Consider the following 20,982-nt stretch of genomic DNA (forward strand, 5'->3'; position numbering starts at 1 on the left):
TCCAGGCGGAGCGCAGTGACACTAGCCAGTCGGCTCGGTAACACTTGGCTCGGTCACCATGGCGACGAGCTTCATCCGCCCCTTGCAAGCTGGGCACTCGAGGACGTCGATCGCAAATGTGCGGCGCAAGAGCTCGGCGCGGTTTGTCGATCGCCCGATAGCCGCCACGCGCGTGGCCATCGCCCGTTGGGTGCACAGCGCGCTCGTGGTCGGCGATGCCAACGCCTGGCTCTGGTGGTGGTACTCGGGCAACACCACGAACGAAGGCTTGATTCAGCAGTCAGGCAGCGTCACCACCAAGCGCTACTACACGTTCGGAAACTTCACCCGCTACATTCGCCCCGGCTACCACCGCGTCGCCGTCACCGGCGTCTTCCCGGAAAAGGTCCTCGTCAGCGCCTACACAAACGACAGCGGCAAAGTCGTCGTCGTCGCCATCAACGAGACAACCTCCGCCCAGACCGTTCCCCTCGCCTTCGCGGGCGGCACCGCGCCAAGCGCGATGGTCCCCTTCGTGACCGCCGCTTCGAAGAACTGGGCCGAAGGAACTCCCGTCACCGTAACGGACGCCACGCTCCCGATGGCCCTCGAAGCCATGAGCGTGACGACGTTCGTGAGTCAGTGAAGCCTAGCCAGATCGGCCCCGTCGCTCAGGGGACCTTCATCAGGGCGTTCTGCTCTGCTTGCACGCGGCCATCGGTGCAGAACTTGCAGTTGTCGCCGTAGAAGAAGTTCCTGTTCGCTGTGTCATCCATCAGATGAACGCGGAACCAGGCCGCGGCCGACGACAGGGACACGCCATTTGCGCCCTGATAGACCCAGCTACCGTGATCCGCGTTGAGCTCGTTGAGGAAAAACGCGGGCTGATCGGTGACCGTCTTGAAGACATCGTGGACCCCGCTGCATTTCACCGTGGAGTCTTTCCCCCCGCAGAAGAACAACATGGGGGTGTGCACTCCCTCGAGGGCCCTGGTGCCGCAAATCGTGCCGAGGGCCGAGAAACGGGGATCGGAGGCCGTCATGCAAGTCGACATGCCCCCATAGGAATGGCCAAGCTGGCCGATCTTCGTGGTGTCGAGGGCGTGATAGTACGGGCTGCTCGCATCCTCGGCTTGTTCCAAGATCCAATCGAGGCCCGCGGTCGTGGGAAGAGGATCGCCTTCGGCGGTCGCGGTGCTGAGAGAAGCCACCACGACGAAACCGTGGGACGCGAGATGGTTGACGATCGGTCCGTATTGTCCGCACCACTGATTGCTGCCGGCGTTGACGACGCATTTCGGCGGTTTCTGCTCCGGATTGTCCCGGTAGCCATTGGCCCAGATCAGGATCGGATGGCAGTGGCCGCTGGTTGCGATATTGCTCGGGCGGTACACGTTGAAGCGCTGTTGCTCGTCCCCATAGATCGGATCGGGAACGACGCCGGCGAGGGGGCCGACGTTCTTGTCTGCGGTGACCGAGAAGGGGCCCGTCTTGGTAGGATCGGCCGTGGCGAACGGGTCGCCGACGCAGCTACCGACCGAGCCGCCGCTACCGGTCGTGCCGCCGCTTCCGGCATTTCCTTGGCCGCCGCTGCCCGATTGCCCGCCCGAAGCCGCGCCACCCGTGGCCCCACTCGAGCCGCCCGACGCCGAGCCGCCAGCCCCACCACTGGATGCGCCGCCGCTTTCGGCCGTTCCCCCAGAGCCCGTCGCACCACCGGAGGCCGTGCCCCCGCTGCCCGTCCCACCGCTGTCCGTGCCGACCGCGCCCCCGCTCGCGGCAGCGTCCCCATTCGATCCGTTACCACACGCCGCGGTGGAAACGCACACGCCCAAAGCCAGTAGCCAACGCCTCATGGTGACTCTGTCCTCGCCCAGCCGCTCAGCGTCGTCAAGCGCTTTGGCGGATAGGACAAGCAAACGCGTTCCGCAAAGTCAAGATTCTCGGAGCCGTTCCTGGCTCGTGCAGTCCGACTGTACGAGCTTATCGACAGAACGGGCCTTATGCGATCAGACAGGCCTTCCACTCGTGAAACGCCTGCGATTACCGCGACGTCGCACCAAGCGGACGGCATCCTACCGTATAGCTGTACACTACTGGCACCAAGCGGAAGGCATTCTACCGTATAGCTGTACACTACTGAGCTCGTCCAAACGTCCGCCGTCGCGGTTCGTGGCGCATCGTGATGGCCGGCGCACGCACCTCAGGGCAGACCTCCCCCCGGCCACGTCGTCGAGCAGCGTCCCTCCCCTTTCAGTTTCGTCTCGCGGGGTCCGCCGGGTGCCGCGCGCGGCACTCCAGCGGCTCGGCGAACAGACCGGCGCGTAGGTAAAAGAAGCCGGATCGCAGCGCGAAGAAGTGTAGCGCAGCAAACCGAAAGGGTGGGACCGCGAGCGTCGTGATGGCTCGGTCCTGGGTCGAAAGAGCGTGGTCCGGGCGGCGCCGAGCGCGCTAAGGGGCGCATCGGCGTGCCGTGGGCACACGTGTCCGTCCGGGCGTTGGTCTGGCCCGGGAGGCGCGTCTCGAGACGCTATGCGGCGTCACCGGGCGCCTTGCGGCGCAGAACGGTGCTCTTCCAGTACGGCGGCCGCCGCGTGGACGCTGGGAGAGCGTGCTGGAACATCGGTCGGCTCGCCGAGCGCGGAGAGGAAGCGGGCGATGTTCCTTGGCTCGGTCACCATGGCGACGAGCTTCATCCGCCCCTTGCAAGCTGGGCACTCGAGGACGTCGATCGCAAATGTGCGGCGCAAGAGCTCGGCGCGGTTTGTCGACCGCCCGATAGCCGCCACGCTTGCGTTTCGAAGCGGCGTCTTCGTCCGCCTTCGTAGGCTCTTCTGGCTTCGCAGGGCGCGGTCCGATGCGCTTGCGCGCCAACGTGGGCGACTTGCCGAGGCGAGCACGCCAGCGTACTTGACGGTGTGAAAGCGCGGCGGCGGGACGCTGGCCGCGAGGCGGCACGGGAGCGAGAGCGGATCCGTGTCCACCGCGACAGTCCCGTCAGCGAAGGCGCGCCTCCGCGACAGCCGCACCAGGCCGTCCTGCTGCGGCTCGACGCGCTCCTTTGCGATCGGGGGTCGCAGGTGACCGAGTTCGTTCCACACGAGCTCGGTGCCGTCTTCGTGATAAGCCCCGTCGAGGAAGACCACGTGCAGATGCGGATTGAGCCGCATGTCGCCGGACGTGCGTTGCACGGCGGTCACCGCGCCGCTCTTGACCGCGCCGCACGCGCCTCGGCGCGGCGCGTTTTTCGTAGAACCGCTCCACGCTCTCGACGAAGAGGCGGGTCAGCACGCCGAACAACGCCCCGTCCTGGGCGAGCCTGCGCCGCCACGGAAACGGAAACGTCAACACCCACGGACGGTGCGCCACCTCGGGCAGGATGTCCTCGATCAGGTTCGCCGCCGTGGAACACATGCGTCGGCCCAGACACGACGGGCAGAAACCGCGTCCTTTACAGCTGAAGGCCACCAGCCGACTCTCTTCGCAGCGCTCGCACCGGAGCCGCGCGAACCCGCGGCAGAGCAGCCCGCAGTCGAGGTAGGCTTCGATCTCCTTCTTCGCGTGCTTGGGTATCCGGACCGCGATGGCGCCGTCGTCGATGGCCCCGTACAGCGTCTCCACGTTGTCGCGCACGATCTCGTAGAGCGTCGTCTTCTCGGGGCGACGGCGCTCGTAGACGACGCCCGTGGTGCGAGCCGCGCTGGCCACACGGCGCCGACACCGCACGCCGCACGCCACGCGGTGAGGGCGCGTTTTCGCCGCGAATTTCGACAACCCGCCGGGCTATCGCCCATGGCGGCGCCATGGCGGAGCGGCGGGCCGGGGGGCGGCGGGCCGCGACGCTCGCTGCCGCGGCGGCGGAGGCGCTCGCCGAGCACCCGCCTCGCGCTCGATATGTCGGCGCGCGAGAACGCGAGAGCGCGAGCGCGCAGCGTTGCAGGAGGAGATCATCCGGGTGCAGCAGAGCCGGCTAGCGGAGCTGTCCACGCCGATGATCCCGATCACCGAGCAGGTGATGGTCATGCCTCTCATCGGGACCATGGATGAGCCGTGTCAGGCTCGTGCTTGAATCTGCGCTCTGGCGCCGAGGCGCATGGTGCGCGTGCCGCCTCCGCGCCAGCATGCAGGAGCCGCTTCGCCACTCGTTTTCCCACCGCTCCCCGTGGCGTCCGCAGTTCCGCCATGGCGTCGCCATGCAGCAACGCGGCGAGAGGGTCGTCGCCTGCGCACGCCGCCGCGCTTGCCTCCCGGCACAGGCCTGCTGCTTGCCGGCATCACTTTCCGGATGCCTCCGGGGCGCTTCGGCACGCAACCGCCGCGTGCGGGCGATCCCAGGTGAGCCTGCGGGCACTGGCGAGCGGCAAGGCTCCGGCAGCGAGTCGACGCGAGCGGCGGGCTCGACGTTCGGCCCAAGCTTGCTCACCGCTTCGGTGCCACCGGCAGCCCGAGCAGCTGACCGATCGCCTCGTGCACGACCCGGGCCGCCACGTCATCCCCGAGGGCGACGGCTCGGCTCAGGGTGGCGGCGAGCGACGCAACCACGGCGGCTCGAGGCGATGGATCGACCGTCGCGAGTTCTCCGAGCCCAGGGCTCGGCGGTTGGGCCGGGGTTGGGTCCATCCCTCCCGAGGGCGAGCGATCCGTCGTCACGCCCCCCTGAAATCCCGAAGAAAGCGACGGTCCGCGACGGTTCGCCCCCGCAGCGGAATCCTGGCGGGATTTCTTACCCGCGGAGCTAGCCGGATCGCCGGAACAGGTTGAGCAGCCGCCGGAGCAGCCCGGGCTTCTTGGCCGGCGCTTCCGGCGTTGCCGCCTGGTCGCGGCGTGCCGACTTGGGCGCGGCGTCGCGGGGCTTCGCCTCGGCGCCATCGCGGGGCTTGGCTGTGCCGTTGTTGCGGGGCTTGGCTGCGCCGTTGTCGCGGGGCTTGGCTGCGCCGTTGTCGCGGGGCTTCGCCGCGCCGTTGTCGCGAGGCTTCGCCGCGCCGTTGTCGTGAGGCTTCGCCGCGGCGGTGTCGCGGGGCTTCGCAGCGGACGCCCTGGGCTCCTCGCGGGCGGCCTCCGTGGCCTGGTCCGTCGCGCGCTCCGCTGCCGGGCTCGGCGCGGGTTTCGCCGCCTTCTTGCCGGCCCGCGCCTGCACCTTGGCCTTCATCGCCTCCTTGGCGGTGATCGCCGGCTTCTTCTTCTTCGGGAACGCGGGGCTGGGAGGAGGAGGCACCCACCCGGCCTCCCGGCGCGGTTCGGAGGGCGCCGCCGTTTCCGGTGCCGGCGGCGGGGCCGGGGCCGCCTTGTGGGCCTCGGCGCGCTGGGGCTGCCGGGCCGCCTTGCGGGGAGCCTCGGGCCCCTGGCCGGCCGCCGCGCGCTTCGCCGCGGCGGGCTCCGCCTTGCCAGCGCCGCTCGGCGCAGGATCCGCTGCGGCGGCCGCGCGGCGCTCCCGCTTGGCCGCACCCGGCGCGGCGCCGGGCGCGGGCGCGCGCGTGTGGGCAGCGCCGCCGACGCGGTCGGCGCCTGACGGTCCGCGGTGGGGCGCCCCCTCCCGCGGCGCCTTGGTCCTGTCCGGCGCCCCGCGCTCGGCCGCGCCGCCGTCGCGCGCCCCGCGCTCGGCCGCACTGCGGTCCCGCGCGCCGCGCTCGGCCGCGCCGCCGTCGCGCGCCCCGCGCTCTGTCGACCCGCGCTCGCGGGCCCCACGCTCGTCCGGTCCGCGTTCCCCCGCGCGTGCCGAGCGCCGCGGCGGCGGCTCCTGCGCGGGCGCCGGTGTGCGCGGCCGGCGCATGTCGATGACCCGCGGCGGGCGCGTGCGAGCGGGCGCGGCAGCGGCGGGCGCCGCGCCCGCGGACTCTGCAGCGGCGGGCGCCATGCCGGCGGACTCTGCGGCGGCAGGCGACGTGCCGGCGGACTCTGCGGCAGCGGCCGCCGTCGTAGATGCCGCCGCGCCATCGGGAGAGGCCTCCCCGCCGCCCTCCGCCGCCCTTCCGGCGGCCTCGCGGGCCTCCTGGTCCGGCGCGCGCTCCGCGACGGGCTCCGCGCGTTCCGGCCGCCCATCCCCGTTTTCCGCTGTGTTTTGCTCGACCATGGGGCTCCTCCATAGCGTTGTCCGGCGCTCCGCGAAACCGGATCCCTCCGCCTCCCTCGCGCCGCAGGGCGCCCTCGCCCGGCCCCGCGCCCCCGGCGATCGTCGCGTTGCTGCTCGCGCCCTCCACGCGCGCTTGAATCTGCGCTCGTGCATCGTCGAACATGGGTGTTCCTCTCCGAACCCACGGCCCGGCGTGAGCCACCGTCGACGTCCGCCCGGCCGAGGCGTCGAGCTCGCGTGCCCATGGTCCCCCGTCCCCTTGCCTCGCTCGCGCTCGTGTCGGTCCTGCTCGCGCCGCGCGCCCTGCGCGCGCAGCTCCCTTGCTTTCCAGGAACGTGCCCGCCGCCCGCGCCGGCTGCGCCCGCGCGGCCCCCGCCGCTCACGCCGGAGGTCGAGCTCGCGACGCGCGCTCGGCTCGAAGCCGAAGCGCGCCCGCGGCTCGAGCCGCAGGCGCGCGCGACCGCGGCGCAGCAGGTCCACGATGAGCGCCGTCGCGCCTGGATCGAGCGCGGGGTGGAGCGAGAGCCCAACCCCGTACGGATCCGGCTGCCCCTGCTCGAGGTGTCCGCCGCCGGGCGGATGCTCGCCACGTTCGGCAAGGACGCGTATGCGCAGGAGGGGGTCGGCCTGGGCGCGCGCCTGCGCCCGGGCGAGCCGCTCGCGGTCGAGATCGCGGCCGCGTACGCCTCGCTCGACGCCGCCGGGGTCGCCCGCGTCGGCGCCGTGACGCTCGAGCCCTCGGCGGTCTTCCTCTGGGGCCGGCGAGACCGCATCGACCTCTACCTGCGCTCCGGGCTCGAGGTGACGCTCCCGTTCGACGACGGCGCGCGGCCGCCGGAGGTGATGCTCGGCGGGCACGTCGGCCTCGGGTTCCAGTTCCGCGCCGCGCGCATCGGGCGCGGCGGGTTCGTGGGGTGGTTCCTGGAAGGGCGCGGGCTCGTCCGCGGCGGCCTCGGCGGCGCGATCTCCGCCATGAGAGGGCCGCACGCCGGCGTGGAGCTCCTGTTCGGCCCGAGCGTGGGGTTCTGATGCGCCCGCGCAGCCCTCTCCTCCGCCTCCGCCCCGCGATGGTCCGCTTCGCCGCGCTCGCGCTCGCGCTCTGCGCCCTCGCCTGGGCGCAGGCGGCCGCGGCCCAGTCGAACCCCTGCGTCCCGCCCTGGTGCATCGGCGGCACCGTGCGGATCGAGCCGCCCCCCGTGCGGGTGCAGCCGCCTGCCGTGGATCTGGAGGCCCAGGCCCGCGCCGAGGCCGAGGCCCGCGCCCGCCTCGAGGCGCAGGCGCGCCTCGAATGGGAGGCGTATTACCGATGGGAGGCGCGCCTTCGCCTCGAAGCCGAGGCCCGGGTGCGCGCGCAGCTCGAGGCGAGCTTCCTCGCCGAGGAGCGCGCGAAGCCCGACCCCTATCTGCAGACCCCCTCACCCGTGACCCGGTGGGTCGCGCCGAGGCCGGTCACGTTCCCCCGCGTCGAGCTCGGCGTCCTCGGTGTGTGCGTCGGCGTGTGGACCGGCCGGGGGAGACCGGCCCACCTCGGCGTTTGTCCGGACGTGCGCGTGCGGCTCGGCCGGCGGTGGGGGCTCGCGCTCGATCCCTCGATCCTGCGGATGGCCCACGGCGCCCTCGACTTCGCGACCCTGGGCGTTCATCCCGCGGCGACCTACTCGTTCGTCTCGGGCAAGGGCAGCCTCACGGGCTCTCACGGCTTCGCGCGCGCGGGGCTCGACGTCTGGGCGCCGGTCACGAAGCTCGCGAGGACGCCCGATGCCCTGCTCGGGGCCCACCTCGGCGCGGGCGCGCACCTCTTCGACGGCTGGTACGGGATGGGCGCCGAGGCGCGCCTGATCGCGCGCCTCGGCGCGGGCGACGGCGGCGATCCGCTCGCCGCCGAGATCGCCGATCTCCGCGTCGGCGCCGAGGTGCGCGCGCACCTCCTGATGATCGGGTTCTGAAGCCGGCCCGGCGGGATCGCCCGGGCCGGCTCTAGCCGCGCTCGGCTACTCGCCGAGGTAGGGGACGAGGTTGACGGTGTCGCGGTCGAGCTGGTGAATCCCGAAGCGGCCGGCGGCGAAGAGGACCTCCTCACCGCTCGCCACGAACTTCTCGGGCCAGCCCCAGGTCTGGAAGAACGCCTGCGCCTTCGGCGCCTCGGGCTGCTCGAGGGAGATGACCAGCACGCCGCCGGGCACCTCGAAGAGCGCGCGCATGTCGGTGGTGTGGCGCAGCGACGCCCACGACGCGAGGCGGACCGTGGAGAGCTGGTCGAACTCGGGGACCGTCGGGTTCTCGTTCTCGTTCTCGTTCTCGTTCTCGGGCGGCGGCGGCTCCTCCTCGGCGGCGAGGGGCGACAGCGTGGTCAGCTTCTGGTTGGGATCCCAGCCGTAGTAAATCCCGTAGACCGGCTGCCAGATCAGGCTGTGGCTCAGCACCGGCAGCCCGCGGCCGTCGATGGAGATCGCGTTGACCCGGCGGTTCGGGAACTGCTGGTACTCCTGGAGGTACGCGAGCCCCTCGTGCAGCTTGAGCCGCGCGAGCGCCGTCTCGATGTACTGCTGGCCCCACACCTTGTCCCGCGCGTAGATCGACGTGCCCTGGATCGAGATGATCTCGCCGGGCACGTTGATCCCCGGATCGAGCGCGGGCTGCGCCGGGTTGGACAGGTCGAGGTGCGTGAGGAAGTACTGCGTGTGCGGGCGCGGATCGTCCGGCGCGCCGATCGAGCGCTTGATGTTGAAGTAGAGCTCCCCGTCGTCGTTGAGGACGTTCACGGTCTCGCTGTCGTCCGGCAGCGTGACGGCGGGCCTCACGGCCGGGCTGTCCGGATCGGACAGGTCGACAACGCTGATCTCGATCTGAGCCCAGCTGCGGCGCGGCACGTATTCGTAGCAGTAGGTCGAGGTGACCCCCGGAATGTCGTTCCTGTCGACCTCGACGGGCGTGCAGGTCGTGTCGGCGCCGACGTGGTCCGTGCACTCGGCGAACCCGCCGTTGCAGTACTCGTCGTTGCCGATCTTGCGGCACTGCCGATCGCCGGCCATGTACGTGCAGCCCTCCTGCCCGAAGCAGGTCGGGGTCTGGATGGCGTTCGTCCGGCACGTCCAGCCGACCCCGAGATCCTCGATGTGGCCGATGACGCGCAGGAAGGCGAGGGCGTCGCGCCCGGCGTGCACGGTCGGGAACGAGCTCCCCCCGCCGTAGTAGCCGCCGATCGAGGGGAGATCGCCCGTGTCGAGCGTGCCCGCCAGACGCGGCGCGGTCGGATCGGACAGGTCGATCACCTGGAGATGGACGACCTTGCCCACCCAGTTCTCGAACGTGGTGGTCAGCGACACGAGCAGATCGCCCACCTGGTGGAGCTGCGCGTCGAGCGGCAGATCGAAGGTGGCCACCGGCTGCTCGAGCTGCGTCACCCCGTCGGTCGGGACGACCTCCGCCTTCAGCTTCCGGTTCTCGTACGGCATCCAGTAGGTGTCGTAGGGCAGCTTCACGCGCACGCGGTGGCTGCCGAACGCGAAGACCTTCTGGTAATCCGGCGCGAGCTCGAGCTGCCCGAGCTTGGTCGGGGCGTCGAGATCGCCCTGCGCGTAGAGGGAGAGGTGCTCGTCGGACACGTTCGCCGTGGCGATGTCCTCGGCGCGGAACGTGCGGCGCACGGGGGTCCCGTGTTCCATCAGGCCGCGGCGGGTCAGCGTCGTGTCCGAGAAGGTGAAGATCTGCACCCCCGAGAACGGGCGCCGGTAGTTGTCCACGACCCTGCTCGCGGAGAACGGGAGCAGCACGAGGCCCGTCTCCGGCTCTCCGGTCGGCGCCACGGCCTCGACGGCGTCGTCGAGCACGGTGAACGCGCGGTGATCCCAGTTGGCCTCCGACCAGCTCCAGCCGTCGGCGGCGCTGTCGACCTCGGCCCGCGCCACGAGGGGATCCGCGCTGGTCAGGTCGGTGATGTCGTAGAGGCTGGCGGCGAGGCGGCGGCCGTTCGCGTCGTTCACGCCGATGCCGATCAGGCGCGTCGCGCCGAGGACGGGGCGGAAGAAGTCGTTCCACCCGGACACGACGAACTCGCTCTCCTCGGTGACGTTCCCGGCCGGATCGATGGAGAAGGCGTGGAACGGATCCTGCCGCCGGTAGGTGACCGCGAACGCCCTGTCGTCCATGAAGATGGCGCCGTAGAGCGACTGCTCGGCGCCGAAGTCCTCGCTGTCGATCGGCGTGATGTCGTCGCGGTCGGCGGCGTTCCACGTCTCGAGGTAGCTGGGCGCCCCGCTCGCCCACCGCGGGCCGGAGAAGACGCGCAGCATGTCGTCGCGGAAGTCCATGTGGAACTGCGAGCGCACGAAGCTCTTCGCGGTGACGCTGCCGCGCTCCACCATGGATCCATCGGTGTTCGAGATGTCGATGACCGAGATCGTGCTGGGCTCCTCCGACCAGCTGAAGCGGTTGCGCGCGACGAGGAGCACGTCCGCCTCGGCGTGGATGGCGGTCACGGCGTCGTCGAGCTCGAGCCCGGGGCGCTCGGTCAGCGCGGCGGTGCCGACATCGAAGCTCCTGACCAAGGTCTTGTTGACCCAGTGGAACTGGCCTGGGGCGAACTCCTCGAGCTCCGAGCCGTTCGAGGCGATGTAGAGCGAGGTCTTGCTCGTGCCGCGCGCGAGGCGGCTCGTCATGATGCGGCCCGCGACCGGGTACTGAGACAGGATCTTGGGCGCGGTGCGGTCGGCGATGTCGATGAACAGGACCGTCCCGCCGGTCCGCCGCTCCACGGTCAAGCCGTCGGCCTTGAGCTGGTAGCCGGCCCAGTCGTTGAGGAGCACGGCCGCGCGATCGCCGACGACGTACATCTCGACCGGGGTGCCGGCGACCTGGAGCTGGCCGAGGAACTTCGGGTTCGACGGGTCCTGGATGTCGATGACCTGGAGGCCGCGGTAGGGGTTGAGGTTGAGGAGCTGCCCGCCGCCGAGGACGCGGTAGATGTCGCCTTCCTCGATCTCTCGGCTCTCTTCCTCCTCCTCTTCTTCCTCCTCTTCCTCCTCCTCTTCTTCCTCTTCCTCGCCGAGGTAGCCTTCGGTGAAGGGATCGTCGGCCGAGACGAACTCGGTGGGTCCCTCTGGGGTAGCGGGCTCTTCCTCTTCGGGCTCTTCCTCTTCGGGCTCCTCCTCCTCGGGAGGCTCGGGCTCTTCCTCCTCGGGCGGCGGGTTCTCGTTCTCTTCTTCTTCCGGCGGAATCTGCTCCTGCGGATCGGGCTTGTTCTCGTCGCCCCCGCATCCCTGTCCGTACAGCAAGAGGAACGCGGCCATCACCCTGGCCTGCGCTGACAGCACGCCTCTGAATCGAGCTCTCTTCGCCACTGCCTACTCCTCCCTAGTACCTCGCGCGAGGTACGGAGCCTGCGCACATCGATGTGTCCTCCACGGCCGAGCCGCGGTCTGAACGTCCCGGTCCGAGGTCGACGGAACCTCGGTTCCCCGGCGAGCGATCGAGGCGCGTCCGGCACGGCGCGGCCTGCGATCTCCCTGGCGTCCGTGGCCGCGCGCTACCATGAGCCGTGAAATTGCATTGCGCGGATTATCCACGTTCTGGATGACATCCTCAACGCGGAATGCGGTGACGCGACGGAGGCAAGAGCGGATCTCCCCGTGACGCGGGACGGCGAGGGGCGTACGTTCGTGCGGATCTCGGCGGAGCGGAGCGCCGGGCGTCTCACATGAGGGGCCTCGTGCTCACACGGGGCCGGGTCCGGCGGGACGGTCGAGACTCGCGCGGCGCGGCGCTTCCTGGAAGCGCTGCGGTGCGCCGCATCGAAGCGCTTCCAGGAAGCGCCGCATCGACGACCGAAGATGTGTCCGACGCGCATTTGCGGGCTGGCACCCGCCTCGGATCCGTCCTATGCGATCCGCGTGTTGCAGGAGGGGCGGCAGGGCGCCGGTCTCTTCTTCAGCATCGGAGGGGGGAACATGAAAGGTGCCAAGATCGCCATGGCAGGCCTCGGCGCAGCGCTGGCGCTGGCGCTCGCGACGAGCGCGGCGCTCGCGCAGGCGACGAGCTGCGATGTCGGGGCTGGGAGGCGGAACTACGAAGCTGCGAAGAACAAGCAGCTGCGGTACTTGGAGGATCTATTCAAGACAGCGTACGGTTGTCGCGCGTACGAGGCGTTCTCTGACAGCATGCACGACATGGCGGCGCACCTGAGCATCCAGGATCCCTGCGAGGCCAAGGGCACGCGCGACGCGATTTTCGAGACGATCGACAAGGTCCGGAACCAGTGTGTCGGCGGCGGATCCGAGGACGCCGAATTCGCGGCGGTGGGCGAGTGCACGCGGAGCGGCCAGGACGCGGGTGCCGTCGCTGCGAAGATGTTCTGTGGTGCCGGGTTCGGGGAGCGGCCGGCTTTTCCTACGATGTGCGACGTCGTCGCGGCGCAGGCATGTCGAGATCGGTTCGAACAGTATGTCATCGAAAAGTGCCCCGATCTGCGCGAGAAGTATGGGGAGCACTACAAGCGCTTTCTCGAGTCCGCCTGTGCCCTCCAGCACTGAAGAGCCATGGACGTCGCCTTCGCCGTAGGAGTCGGCGGACAGCGACTCGAGCCGCGGCGGACGGCCGCCTCGTGACGGCCGCGCAGGAGCCGCCGAGCGCCGCGCAGGCGTGAGCCGCAGGCCCGGCGGGTCGGAGCCCGCCGGGCCTCTACGACGAGAGCGACCGAACCTGCATGACGAGCGAGCCTCAATCCCACAGGGCTAGACGGCCGGGCTCACGGCTGACGTGCTCCGGCTCGAGTCGCCGGTTCGCGCCGATGTCTGTCGGCAGCGACATCAGGAAATTCTTGCTGGGAGGGCTGTCGCCGAACTGGACGTCCAATGTCATGAACTCCCGACCGCCCCTGTTCAGCATCTTGCATTGATAATCCATGTTCATCCTCAGTCGCAGCGTGCCGTTCGGTCGATCGGGGGTCGTGCCAAAGCTGTTCAGCACGTTCCAGTAGCCGCCGCGAGCATCGTGGCCGTACCCGACGGTCAGCATCGTGTGCCCGAAGGGGACCTCGGTCTCCGCCACTTCGCAGGAGTACTCTGTGTCCAGGTCCAAGACGTCCGACTCGCTCTTGTAGTTCCACCAGTACACGAATTTGCGATACTGATCGCGGGTGCTGAACTGGATCGTGGTTATTACCGGTTTGTTGTTGTCGATGGCGTTCTTTATCCTTGCGATCGCCACGCCTCGGTCCACCGCCGGATCCAGGAGCCCGGTCTCGATTCGCCGAACGCCGATGGTGCTGATGGGATATCGAACCGACATGGTGTCCAGGGTGTCGCACGCTATGTTGGTGCGATGGAGGCTCTCGCAGATCAGATCTTTGTCGGCCCACCTGGCGTTCTCCCACGGGATCGCGACTTTTTGGCTTCCCGAGAGGTCGTTGTACCAGTCCGCGAACTCGTCGGGGTTCCCGCCGCAGCAGGGGAGCACTGGCTCGAGCGGATCCTTGGGTATATGGCATGAGTTGTAGTACTGGATGGATAGGCGGTTGTTCGGGCTGGCGTTGTCATGGATGGCCCTGGCTATCTCCATGGCGCCCGTCATCGCCCATACGTAACAGTTCCCGCAGCTGCCCTGGTCGCGCTCTGTCCCTACGTACGGCATGTACATCAGCAGATCTTGCATCGACAGCTGTGGTGCCAGCGGTGATGTTGTAAACGGCCAACCCGGTCCGAGCGCCTGGCCGGCGTAGCCTATCGCCATGCTGACGTAGTCTTCGGGGGCTGCAGCGTACCGCTGCGCCCAGCGAAGATAGGTCGCGTGATCCACCCGCATGTCTGACATCTCGTGTGGGTCGACGTATCCCCGCGCGTCTTCCGCCAAGGCCTCTCCAGAGGACGCTAGCATCATGAGTATCAACTGCGATATCAGCGATCTGTGGCCGTTCTGCGTCATGGCGGTTCTCCGGTGTGGTTGGCTCGTGTGGTGTCGACGTTCTTCCGATGCATCGAGACGGGCTCGAACGGCCTCACTCGCGCGCGCGCCTCGGGCGCGAACGCTGGAGGCCTGATGGCGCGGAGTCGTGAAGCCGTGACGAAGGATGGCCTCAGGCCAGCATCCCCTGCGCCGTTACGCCGATTCCGCTGGGCTGTCTGCGAGGGCTGCGCCAAGCGCCAAGTGTGCAGAAGTGTGTGGAAGGCTGCTCGCGCCGTTGCCGTGGGGTCGAGTCGACGGGCGGAAGCCGTGGGCGACGTCCTTCGTCTCGGGCACGCGAGCCCGTCGCGTTCTCGTCCGAGACACGTCGTTGAGCAAGGGAGGACGAAGGCTGACAGGCTGTCGCCGACCGGGATGGACGCGGGCTGGAGGCAACTTTCGCTCAGCTTGGATGAGCGTCCGCAGTGGCACGGCCGTCAGGCACACACGGCGCCCGCCGCGGCCGGCGTCCGTTCAGCGCCGCGCGCTGCAGCCGCCGCGGGCGCGCAGGGTGCGTCGAGGGCGGTGCCCCACGGAGCCCGCGCAGCCTCCCGCGGCGCGCGGAGCACCCTGCCAACCCGGGTAGGGCCGCCCCGCCGTGCCCCGTTGCGCCGCCCCGCCGCCCCGCTGCAAGATGCCCGCGCGCCCGTCGCCCCGCGCCCGCCGGCGCGGCCGTCGAACCGCACCCGACTTTCCTCCTTCGGACCCTAGCCCCCGCGATGACCAGCGAACCGACCTTCATCGAGAACCCCGTGCTCCGGGGCTTTCACCCCGATCCCTCCATCCTCCGGGTGGGCGAGGACTACTACCTGGCCACCTCCACCTTCGAGTGGTTCCCCGGCGTGCGGCTCCACCACAGCCGCGATCTCCGCCACTGGAACCCCATCGGCTATGCCCTGGACCGCCGCTCGCAGCTCGACCTGCTCGGCAACCCCCGCTCGGGCGGCGTCTGGGCGCCTTGCCTCACCCACGCCGGCGGCGTGTTCTACCTCGTCTACACCGACGTGAAGTCCTGGGGCGGCTTCGTCGACGCGCACAACTACTACGTCACCGCGAGCCGCATCGAGGGGCCGTGGTCCGAGCCCGTCGCGCTGAACCGCGGCGGCTTCGACCCCTCGCTGTTCCACGACGAGGACGGCCGGGCGTGGCTCGTCAACATGGTGTGGGACCACCGCCCCGGCAACCACCAGTTCCCCGGCATCGTGCTGCAGGAGCTCGATCTCGAGCAGCGCCGCCTGGTCGGCGAGCGCCGCTGGATCTTCACCGGCAGCGGCCGCGGCTGCACCGAGGGGCCGCACCTCTACCGGCGCGGGGACCACTACTACCTCCTCGTCGCCGAGGGCGGCACCAGCTACGAGCACGCCGCCGTCGTGGCGCGCTCCCGCCGCATCGAGGGGCCCTACGAGGTCGACCCGAGCTCCCCGCTCCTCACCTCCGTCCACGACCCGGCCATCGCGCTGCAGAAGGCCGGGCACGGCTGCCTGGTCGAGACCACCACGGGCGAGTGGTACCTCGCCCACCTGGTCGGGCGGCCGCTCCCGGGCGAGCGCCGCTGCATCCTCGGCCGCGAGACGGCGATCCAGCGGGTGCGCTGGACCGACGACGGTTGGCTCGCGCTCGACGGGGCGCCGCGACCGCCCGCGCCCGCCGTCCGCGTGCCGGCGCCCCGCCTGCCGGACCACCCCTTCAAGGAGCCCCCGGCGCGCGATCACTTCGATCGGGCGGCGCTGGGCGTCGCGTACCAGACGCTGCGCGACGTGCCCGACGAGAGCTGGGTGTCGCTGCGCGAGCGCCCCGGCTACCTGCGCGTCCGCGGCCGCGAGTCGCCGCAGTCGCTGCACCGGCAGAGCATCGTCGGCCGCCGCATCCAGTCGCTCCGCTGCCGCGTCGAGACCTGCCTCGAGTTCGAGCCCGCCTCGTTCCAGCAGATGGCGGGGCTCATGTGCCTGTACGACGACGAGAGCTACTTCTACGCGCTGCTCAGCCACGACGAGCGCGCCGGGCGCTCGATCGCGCTCCTCGGCAGCGAGCACGGGCGGCTCACCTGGCTCGCGCGCCCGGCCGCCTGCGCCGCCCCGCGCGTCCACCTCCGCTTCGAGCTCTCCGGCAAGGACCTCCAGTTCTCGTCCTCGAGCGACGGAGAGCGCTTCGACCCGCTCGGGCCCGTGCTCGACGCGTCGCTCCTGTCCGACGAGCGCACCTCGCGCGGCCTGGGCTTTACCGGCGCCTTCGCGGCGCTGTGCGCCCACGATCTCACCGGCAGCGGCCTCCCCGCCGATTTCGACTACCTCGACTACGCCGAGCTCCCGCAGGAGCCCTGATCCCCTCTAGAGCGGTCTTCGCCCTGCATTACAGAGCGGCGTTCACCCGCACAGGAGACGGGTCCAGCTCGGCGTTTTCGGCGCGGAAGCGCACTCCGGTGCGCTGAGCACCGAAAACGTCGAGATGGGCCCGTATCCGAAGCGGGTGACCGCCGCTCTAGGCGGCCGCCTCGGCGTCGGGCGCCGGCGCGACGGGCAGGGCCACGAAGAACGTCGCCCCCTTCGAGACCACGCTCTCGACCCAGATGCGCCCCCCGTGCCCCTCGACGATGCGCTGCGCGATGGCGAGCCCGAGGCCCGTCGAGCGCTCTCCGCCGGTGCTGACCGTCCTCGCCCGGCCGAACGGGCGGAACAGCTTGCCGATGTCCTCCGGCGCGATCCCGGGCCCCTCGTCCTGCACCGACAGGAGCACCTCGGTCGCGCCCCCGTCGGCGGCGGGGGCGCCCTCGACCCGGACGCGGATGGTCGTGCCCGGCGGGGAGTAGTGGATCGCGTTGCTGATCAGGTTGTTGAGCACCTGCTCCAGCTTGTGGACGTCCACGTCGACCCGCGGGACGCTCTCGTCGCTCTCGACGACGAGCTTCATGCTCTTCTGCCCGGCCAGCACCATGTTGAGCGCCACGTTCGACTCGACGAGCTGGACGACATCCGTGCTCTTCCGGTCGAGGTTCAGCTTGCCGAGCTCGATCATCGACACGTCGAGCAGGTCGTTGATGAGCGAGAGCATGAACTTGCTCGAGCTCCGGATCATCTGGATGATCTCGACCCCGTCCTCCCGGAGCAGCGACGCTTGCTCCCCGCGGCGGTGGGTCATCAGCATGAAGTCGCTGTAGCCCAGGATGACGCCGAGCGGGTTCCGGAGGTCGTGGGCCGCCATGCCGACGAAGCGGTTCTTCTCCTCGTTCAGCCGGACGAGCTCGGCGTTCTTGGCCGCGAGCTCCTCGTGCATCTGGAGGAGCTGCCGGTTGCTCTCCTCCAGCGTGTCGGCGTACTGCTTGAGCTTGAGCTGGCTCCGCTTGTGCTCGATGGCGTAGCGGATCGTGCGCTCGAGGATCTGCGCGTCGAACCGCCCCTTCACGAGGTAATCCGCCGCGCCCGCGCTCATCGCGGCCATGTCGATCTCCTCGTCGCCGACCCCGGTCAGCATGATGATGGGGATCGCGCACCCGAAGCGGTTCGCCTCGTGCACGACGTCGAGCCCGGTGCGGGCGTCGAGCCGGTAATCGAGGAGACAGACGTCGTAGCCGCCGGCGAGCAGCGCCTCGATCGCCTCGTCCGAGGTGCTCAGCCAGGTGACGTCGTAGCGGGTCCGGGACACCTCGCGGAGGAGCCTGCGCGTGACGAGGTGATCGACCTCGTCGTCATCGACCACCAGGACCTTGATCTCGCTGTCGTTCATCAGGAGCCTCGACGTCGCCGACCCGTCGGTACACCGGCGATCTCGCGCCGGCGCGCGACGCGCCACGCCGCCCGCGCCGAGAGCGCCGGCGCCGTGGGCATGGTCCCCGTTTTGATAATCATTGCTTGCGCTTCTGCTCGTCTGCGACGCCCACGAGCGCGCGCGCCAGGGTGATGAGCTGCCCCGCGTCGAACGGCTTGACGAGGAACGCCGAGGCGCCGAGGCGCGACAGGCACTGCCAGTCCGCCGCGCCCCCGGTCCCGGTCGCCACGATGATCGGGAAGTCCCCCCGCGGCAGCTTCCGCACCGCCGCGGTGAGGGCGATGCCGTCCAGGCCGGGCATGTCCAGATCGAACACGCCGAGCGACGGGGGGTTCGCCTCGATGGCGGCGAGCGCCGCCGTGCCGTCGGGCGCGGTCTCGATGACGGCGCCGGGCAGCGCCTGCGCGAGGACGCTGGCGAGGAAGGTGCGGAACGACGGGCTGTCGTCGGCCACCATGACGCGCGTCGTGCGGGCGTAGGTCGGCATCGCGCTGCGGGCGTCGAGGAGCGCCTCGCGCAGCGCGTCCGCGCTCGCCATGCGCTGGTCGGGCTCCTTGGCCAGCGCCGCGAGCACCGGCGCGTCGAACGACGCCGGCAGGTCCAGGCAGAGCTCGCTCGGCGGGATCGGCGGCTGATAGGCGTGCTGCATCACCAGATCGACGGTGCTCGTGCTCTGGAACGGCAGGCGGCCGGCGAGCAGGTAGTAGGCGACCACCCCGAGCGCGTAGACGTCGATCCGCGGCAGCAGCGCAGGGTCGAGCTGCCGGCCCAGCGCCACCTCGGGCGCCAGGTACGCCGGGGTGCCCGAGAAGGCGAGCTCGACCCGGTCGCCGCGGGGGATGCGCTTCGCGAGGCCGAGATCGGCGACCACGACGCGGAGGGCCTGGCCGACGAGGATGTTGCTCGGCTTGACGTCGCGGTGGGCGATGCCCGAGGCGTGGATCGCCGACACGCCGAGGCAGGCCTGGTCGAGGATGCTCAGCGCCTCGTCGAGCCCGAGCCGGCCGCCCTTGCTGTGGACGTAGGTGTCGAGCGTGACCCCGGGCACGTACTGCATCACGAAGTACGGCGCGTTGACGTACTCCCCGAAGGCGTAGATCTCGACGACGTTCGGGTGGTGGACGCGCGCCATCGCCCGCGCCTCCGCGAGCAGCCGGGCCTGCATCTGCGCGTTGTCGAGCTGCTCCGGCCGGAGCAGCTTGATGGCGACGTCGCGCTGGAGCTGCTCGTCGCGCGCCAGGAGGATGACGCCCATCGCCCCCTCGCCGAGCCGACCCAGAATGCGATAGACCCCTCCCAGTAAAGTGCCGTCGGGAGGCACCTGAACGTGGCCTCCGCCCTCGTGCATGCTCGAGCGGGTGGCGGCCAGCGCGAGGTCCTCGTCGCTCAGCGTCGAGCTGTCGCTGTGAGGCTCGACCGGCGGCTCGACCCGCGCGGGGGACCGGTCGCGCACGACGGTGTCCACGCCCGGCAGCGTATCCGCGACGTCGGGCACGAGGGGCGCCGGGGGATCGCCGCCGTTCTCGCTTCCGGAACTGAAGCCAGGCGGGCCGCCCGCCGCATCTGCCATGGAGCGCATGATACGTGCCCTGCTCATGCCTATCAACGAAGAGCGACACGTGCTGCAGCTGCGAAGCGGCGTGCACGCGACTGCCTGTGGGCGTGTCGCAGGAGCGTCACGTCCGCCGCCATGGCTGTGCATGCGTCCGCGCGGCGTCAAGCGCGATGCCGAGAGTGTGTCGGAATGCCACGCTGCTCAGCGCGGCTGGCCCCTCGCGCGGAGCGGCGCGCGCCAGCGTGGCTGGGCGCCTCGCCGGAGGAGCGGCGCCCGGCGGGGCGGCCTCGGCAGCGGCGCTCGCTGATGCGGACTGAGCGGAGCCGCTGGAAAGCGTCCTGCAGAAGGGGCCGCGGGGGCGGGAGGCGATGTGCTCGCGGAGCCCGGAGCGGTCGGCATAGGCGCGCTGGTCGCGACCGCTCATGACGTCCGTCCGGCGCTCAAGCGGCCCCGATCCCGGCGAGGTAGGCCCTCGCGAGGTGGATGTTGTCGTTTTGCGAAGGGTGGAAGTCGCGGCGCGCGTACTCGCGAATACCGCGGAGAAACACGCCCTTCAGCACGGACCTGTGCCTGAGGGGCGGGAGGCGCGCTGTCGTCGACGCCGCGCGCGCGTCGCGCTCGCCGCGGCGGGGGAGCTCCTGGGCGAGCAGCACGAGCAGGGCGGAGAGCCAGAACATCGCCAGCGTGATCGTGGCGAGCGCGAAGCCGGCGAGGCGCAGGGCGTAGCTCGGGTTGACGAGCTTCAGCACGTCGAAGGCGACGGTCTTGTGCTCGATCTCCTCGGCGGCGTGCCAGAGCAGGAGCTCCCTCGCGGTCGGGTGGGCGAGGTCGAGCGTGCCGGCCTGGAGCGCGTCCTCCGCCATGATCGCGGTGTAGTGCTCGAGCGCCGCGGTGACCGAGAGCCGCAGCTCGGGCGAGCTGACGCGCTCGATGCCGTCGTAGGCGACCCGCTGGTAGGCGCGGAGGAAGCGGTCGATCTCGTAGCCCTGCGCGCGGAGCAGGTCGAAGAACCGCTCGTGCGCCTTGGCGTGGTGCCCTTCCTGTCCGAAGAACGCCTTCACCTGGGCGCGCAGCGCCGGGTCCTCGACGCGGTCGGCGTAGCGCGCGACGCTGCGGATGAAGAAGCGCTCGCCCGCGGGGAACAGCAGGTTGACGGCGTTGGCGACGTGGGTCGGCACCATGTGGCCGCCGAGCCAGTGGCGGGTGAGGCCCTGCTCGAACGACACGGGCGGCTTACGCGGCTTGAGGGGCGCCTTTTCGGTGATCATCGAGCTCTCCTTCCTCGCCATTGCTCCCAGCAGCGCCGGTCGCGGCGCCGGTGGAGCCCGTGCCGGGCGCGAAGCAGCGCGCTCCGGGCATGGGTGCCGGTCCGTGTCCATAGCAGCTATTGAACTGTAGTCAATAGCGCACGGCGAGGCGACGGGCCGCGTGGCAGGGCGCTGGGCGGGTGGGGTCAGGGGTCCGGCGGCCGGTGCGGTCGCGCGCGATGGCGACCGCCATCGGGGCGCGCGGGGCGCTCTCCGGCACCGCCGGGCGGATCGGAGGGGATCCGGGTTGCGAGGAGACCTGCATCCTGGGCGAGGAAGCGGGGCCTCTTGCCGGCCGCCGTTCGGGCCGGGGGTGACAGGGCATTCCATGACGGAGCGCCGAGCCGGGAGCGGCCTACACCGACGATTCGACC

Annotated in this window: 14 protein-coding genes and 1 pseudogene; 5 read left to right on the forward strand and 10 right to left on the reverse strand. The window is 70.5% G+C overall.

What is annotated here, in order from left to right; all coding sequences use genetic code 11:
• Positions 1 to 58 precede the first annotated feature (58 nt).
• Positions 59 to 625: a glycoside hydrolase family 30 beta sandwich domain-containing protein gene (locus tag WME98_RS37790; RefSeq protein WP_437946545.1), complete on the forward strand. Its 567-nt coding sequence runs from the start codon at positions 59 to 61 to the stop codon at positions 623 to 625.
• A 25-nt stretch (positions 626 to 650) separates the two neighbouring features.
• Here WME98_RS37790 and WME98_RS37795 read toward each other — a convergent pair whose 3' ends face one another.
• The 5 genes and pseudogenes from WME98_RS37795 to WME98_RS37815 all read right to left on the reverse strand — a co-directional run bounded on the left by WME98_RS37795 (position 651) and on the right by WME98_RS37815 (position 5,194).
• Positions 651 to 1,835: a poly(ethylene terephthalate) hydrolase family protein gene (locus tag WME98_RS37795; protein WP_437946546.1), complete on the reverse strand. Its 1,185-nt coding sequence runs from the start codon at positions 1,833 to 1,835 to the stop codon at positions 651 to 653.
• A 684-nt stretch (positions 1,836 to 2,519) separates the two neighbouring features.
• Complete coding sequence (locus tag WME98_RS37800) at positions 2,520 to 3,179, reverse strand: transposase (protein WP_437946548.1); 660 nt, start codon at positions 3,177 to 3,179, stop codon at positions 2,520 to 2,522.
• A gap of 199 nt (positions 3,180 to 3,378) precedes the next feature.
• Positions 3,379 to 3,717: pseudogene (locus tag WME98_RS37805) on the reverse strand (transposase zinc-binding domain-containing protein); the annotation flags it as partial.
• 681 nt (positions 3,718 to 4,398) lie between these two features.
• Entirely contained in the window at positions 4,399 to 4,521 is a 123-nt protein-coding gene (locus tag WME98_RS37810) for a hypothetical protein (protein ID WP_267898722.1), read from the reverse strand.
• Between the two features lie 193 nt (positions 4,522 to 4,714).
• Positions 4,715 to 5,194: a hypothetical protein gene (locus tag WME98_RS37815; protein ID WP_437946549.1), complete on the reverse strand. Its 480-nt coding sequence runs from the start codon at positions 5,192 to 5,194 to the stop codon at positions 4,715 to 4,717.
• 1,098 nt (positions 5,195 to 6,292) lie between these two features.
• Between WME98_RS37815 and WME98_RS37820 the strand changes: the two genes are divergently transcribed.
• Positions 6,293 to 7,078, forward strand: coding sequence for a hypothetical protein (locus tag WME98_RS37820; protein ID WP_437946551.1), 786 nt, complete (start codon positions 6,293 to 6,295; stop codon positions 7,076 to 7,078).
• A complete protein-coding gene (locus WME98_RS37825) occupies positions 7,078 to 7,995 on the forward strand; it encodes a hypothetical protein (protein ID WP_437946553.1) in 918 nt (305 codons plus the stop codon). Before WME98_RS37820 ends, WME98_RS37825 begins: the two co-directional genes overlap by 1 nt.
• A gap of 45 nt (positions 7,996 to 8,040) precedes the next feature.
• Here WME98_RS37825 and WME98_RS37830 read toward each other — a convergent pair whose 3' ends face one another.
• Complete coding sequence (locus tag WME98_RS37830; RefSeq protein WP_437946554.1) at positions 8,041 to 11,361, reverse strand: beta-propeller domain-containing protein; 3,321 nt, start codon at positions 11,359 to 11,361, stop codon at positions 8,041 to 8,043.
• 516 nt (positions 11,362 to 11,877) lie between these two features.
• Here WME98_RS37830 and WME98_RS37835 point away from each other — a divergent pair.
• Positions 11,878 to 12,576 carry a hypothetical protein gene (locus WME98_RS37835; protein ID WP_437946555.1) on the forward strand — a complete coding sequence of 233 codons (699 nt, stop codon included), beginning with the start codon at positions 11,878 to 11,880 and terminating at the stop codon, positions 12,574 to 12,576.
• A 187-nt stretch (positions 12,577 to 12,763) separates the two neighbouring features.
• Here WME98_RS37835 and WME98_RS37840 read toward each other — a convergent pair whose 3' ends face one another.
• Positions 12,764 to 13,966, reverse strand: a complete 1,203-nt coding sequence (locus WME98_RS37840; protein WP_437946556.1) for a C1 family peptidase — start codon at positions 13,964 to 13,966, stop codon at positions 12,764 to 12,766.
• Positions 13,967 to 14,703: 737 nt separating this feature from the next.
• Here WME98_RS37840 and WME98_RS37845 point away from each other — a divergent pair.
• Positions 14,704 to 16,305 carry a glycoside hydrolase family 43 protein gene (locus WME98_RS37845; protein WP_437946557.1) on the forward strand — a complete coding sequence of 534 codons (1,602 nt, stop codon included), beginning with the start codon at positions 14,704 to 14,706 and terminating at the stop codon, positions 16,303 to 16,305.
• Between the two features lie 157 nt (positions 16,306 to 16,462).
• On the opposite strand, the gene WME98_RS37850 is transcribed toward WME98_RS37845, so the two are convergent.
• The 3 genes from WME98_RS37850 to WME98_RS37860 form a co-directional block, all read right to left on the reverse strand.
• Positions 16,463 to 17,704: a hybrid sensor histidine kinase/response regulator gene (locus WME98_RS37850; RefSeq protein WP_061623227.1), complete on the reverse strand. Its 1,242-nt coding sequence runs from the start codon at positions 17,702 to 17,704 to the stop codon at positions 16,463 to 16,465.
• Positions 17,705 to 17,822: 118 nt separating this feature from the next.
• Positions 17,823 to 19,001 (reverse strand): protein kinase domain-containing protein, encoded by a 1,179-nt coding sequence (locus WME98_RS37855; RefSeq protein WP_437946559.1) that lies wholly within the window; start codon positions 18,999 to 19,001, stop codon positions 17,823 to 17,825.
• A gap of 740 nt (positions 19,002 to 19,741) precedes the next feature.
• Positions 19,742 to 20,569 (reverse strand): metal-dependent hydrolase, encoded by an 828-nt coding sequence (locus WME98_RS37860; RefSeq protein ID WP_437946560.1) that lies wholly within the window; start codon positions 20,567 to 20,569, stop codon positions 19,742 to 19,744.
• Positions 20,570 to 20,982: the final 413 nt, after the last annotated feature.

This window comes from Sorangium sp. So ce296, assembly GCF_051529605.1.
Lineage (GTDB): Bacteria > Myxococcota_A > Polyangia > Polyangiales > Polyangiaceae > Sorangium > Sorangium cellulosum_D.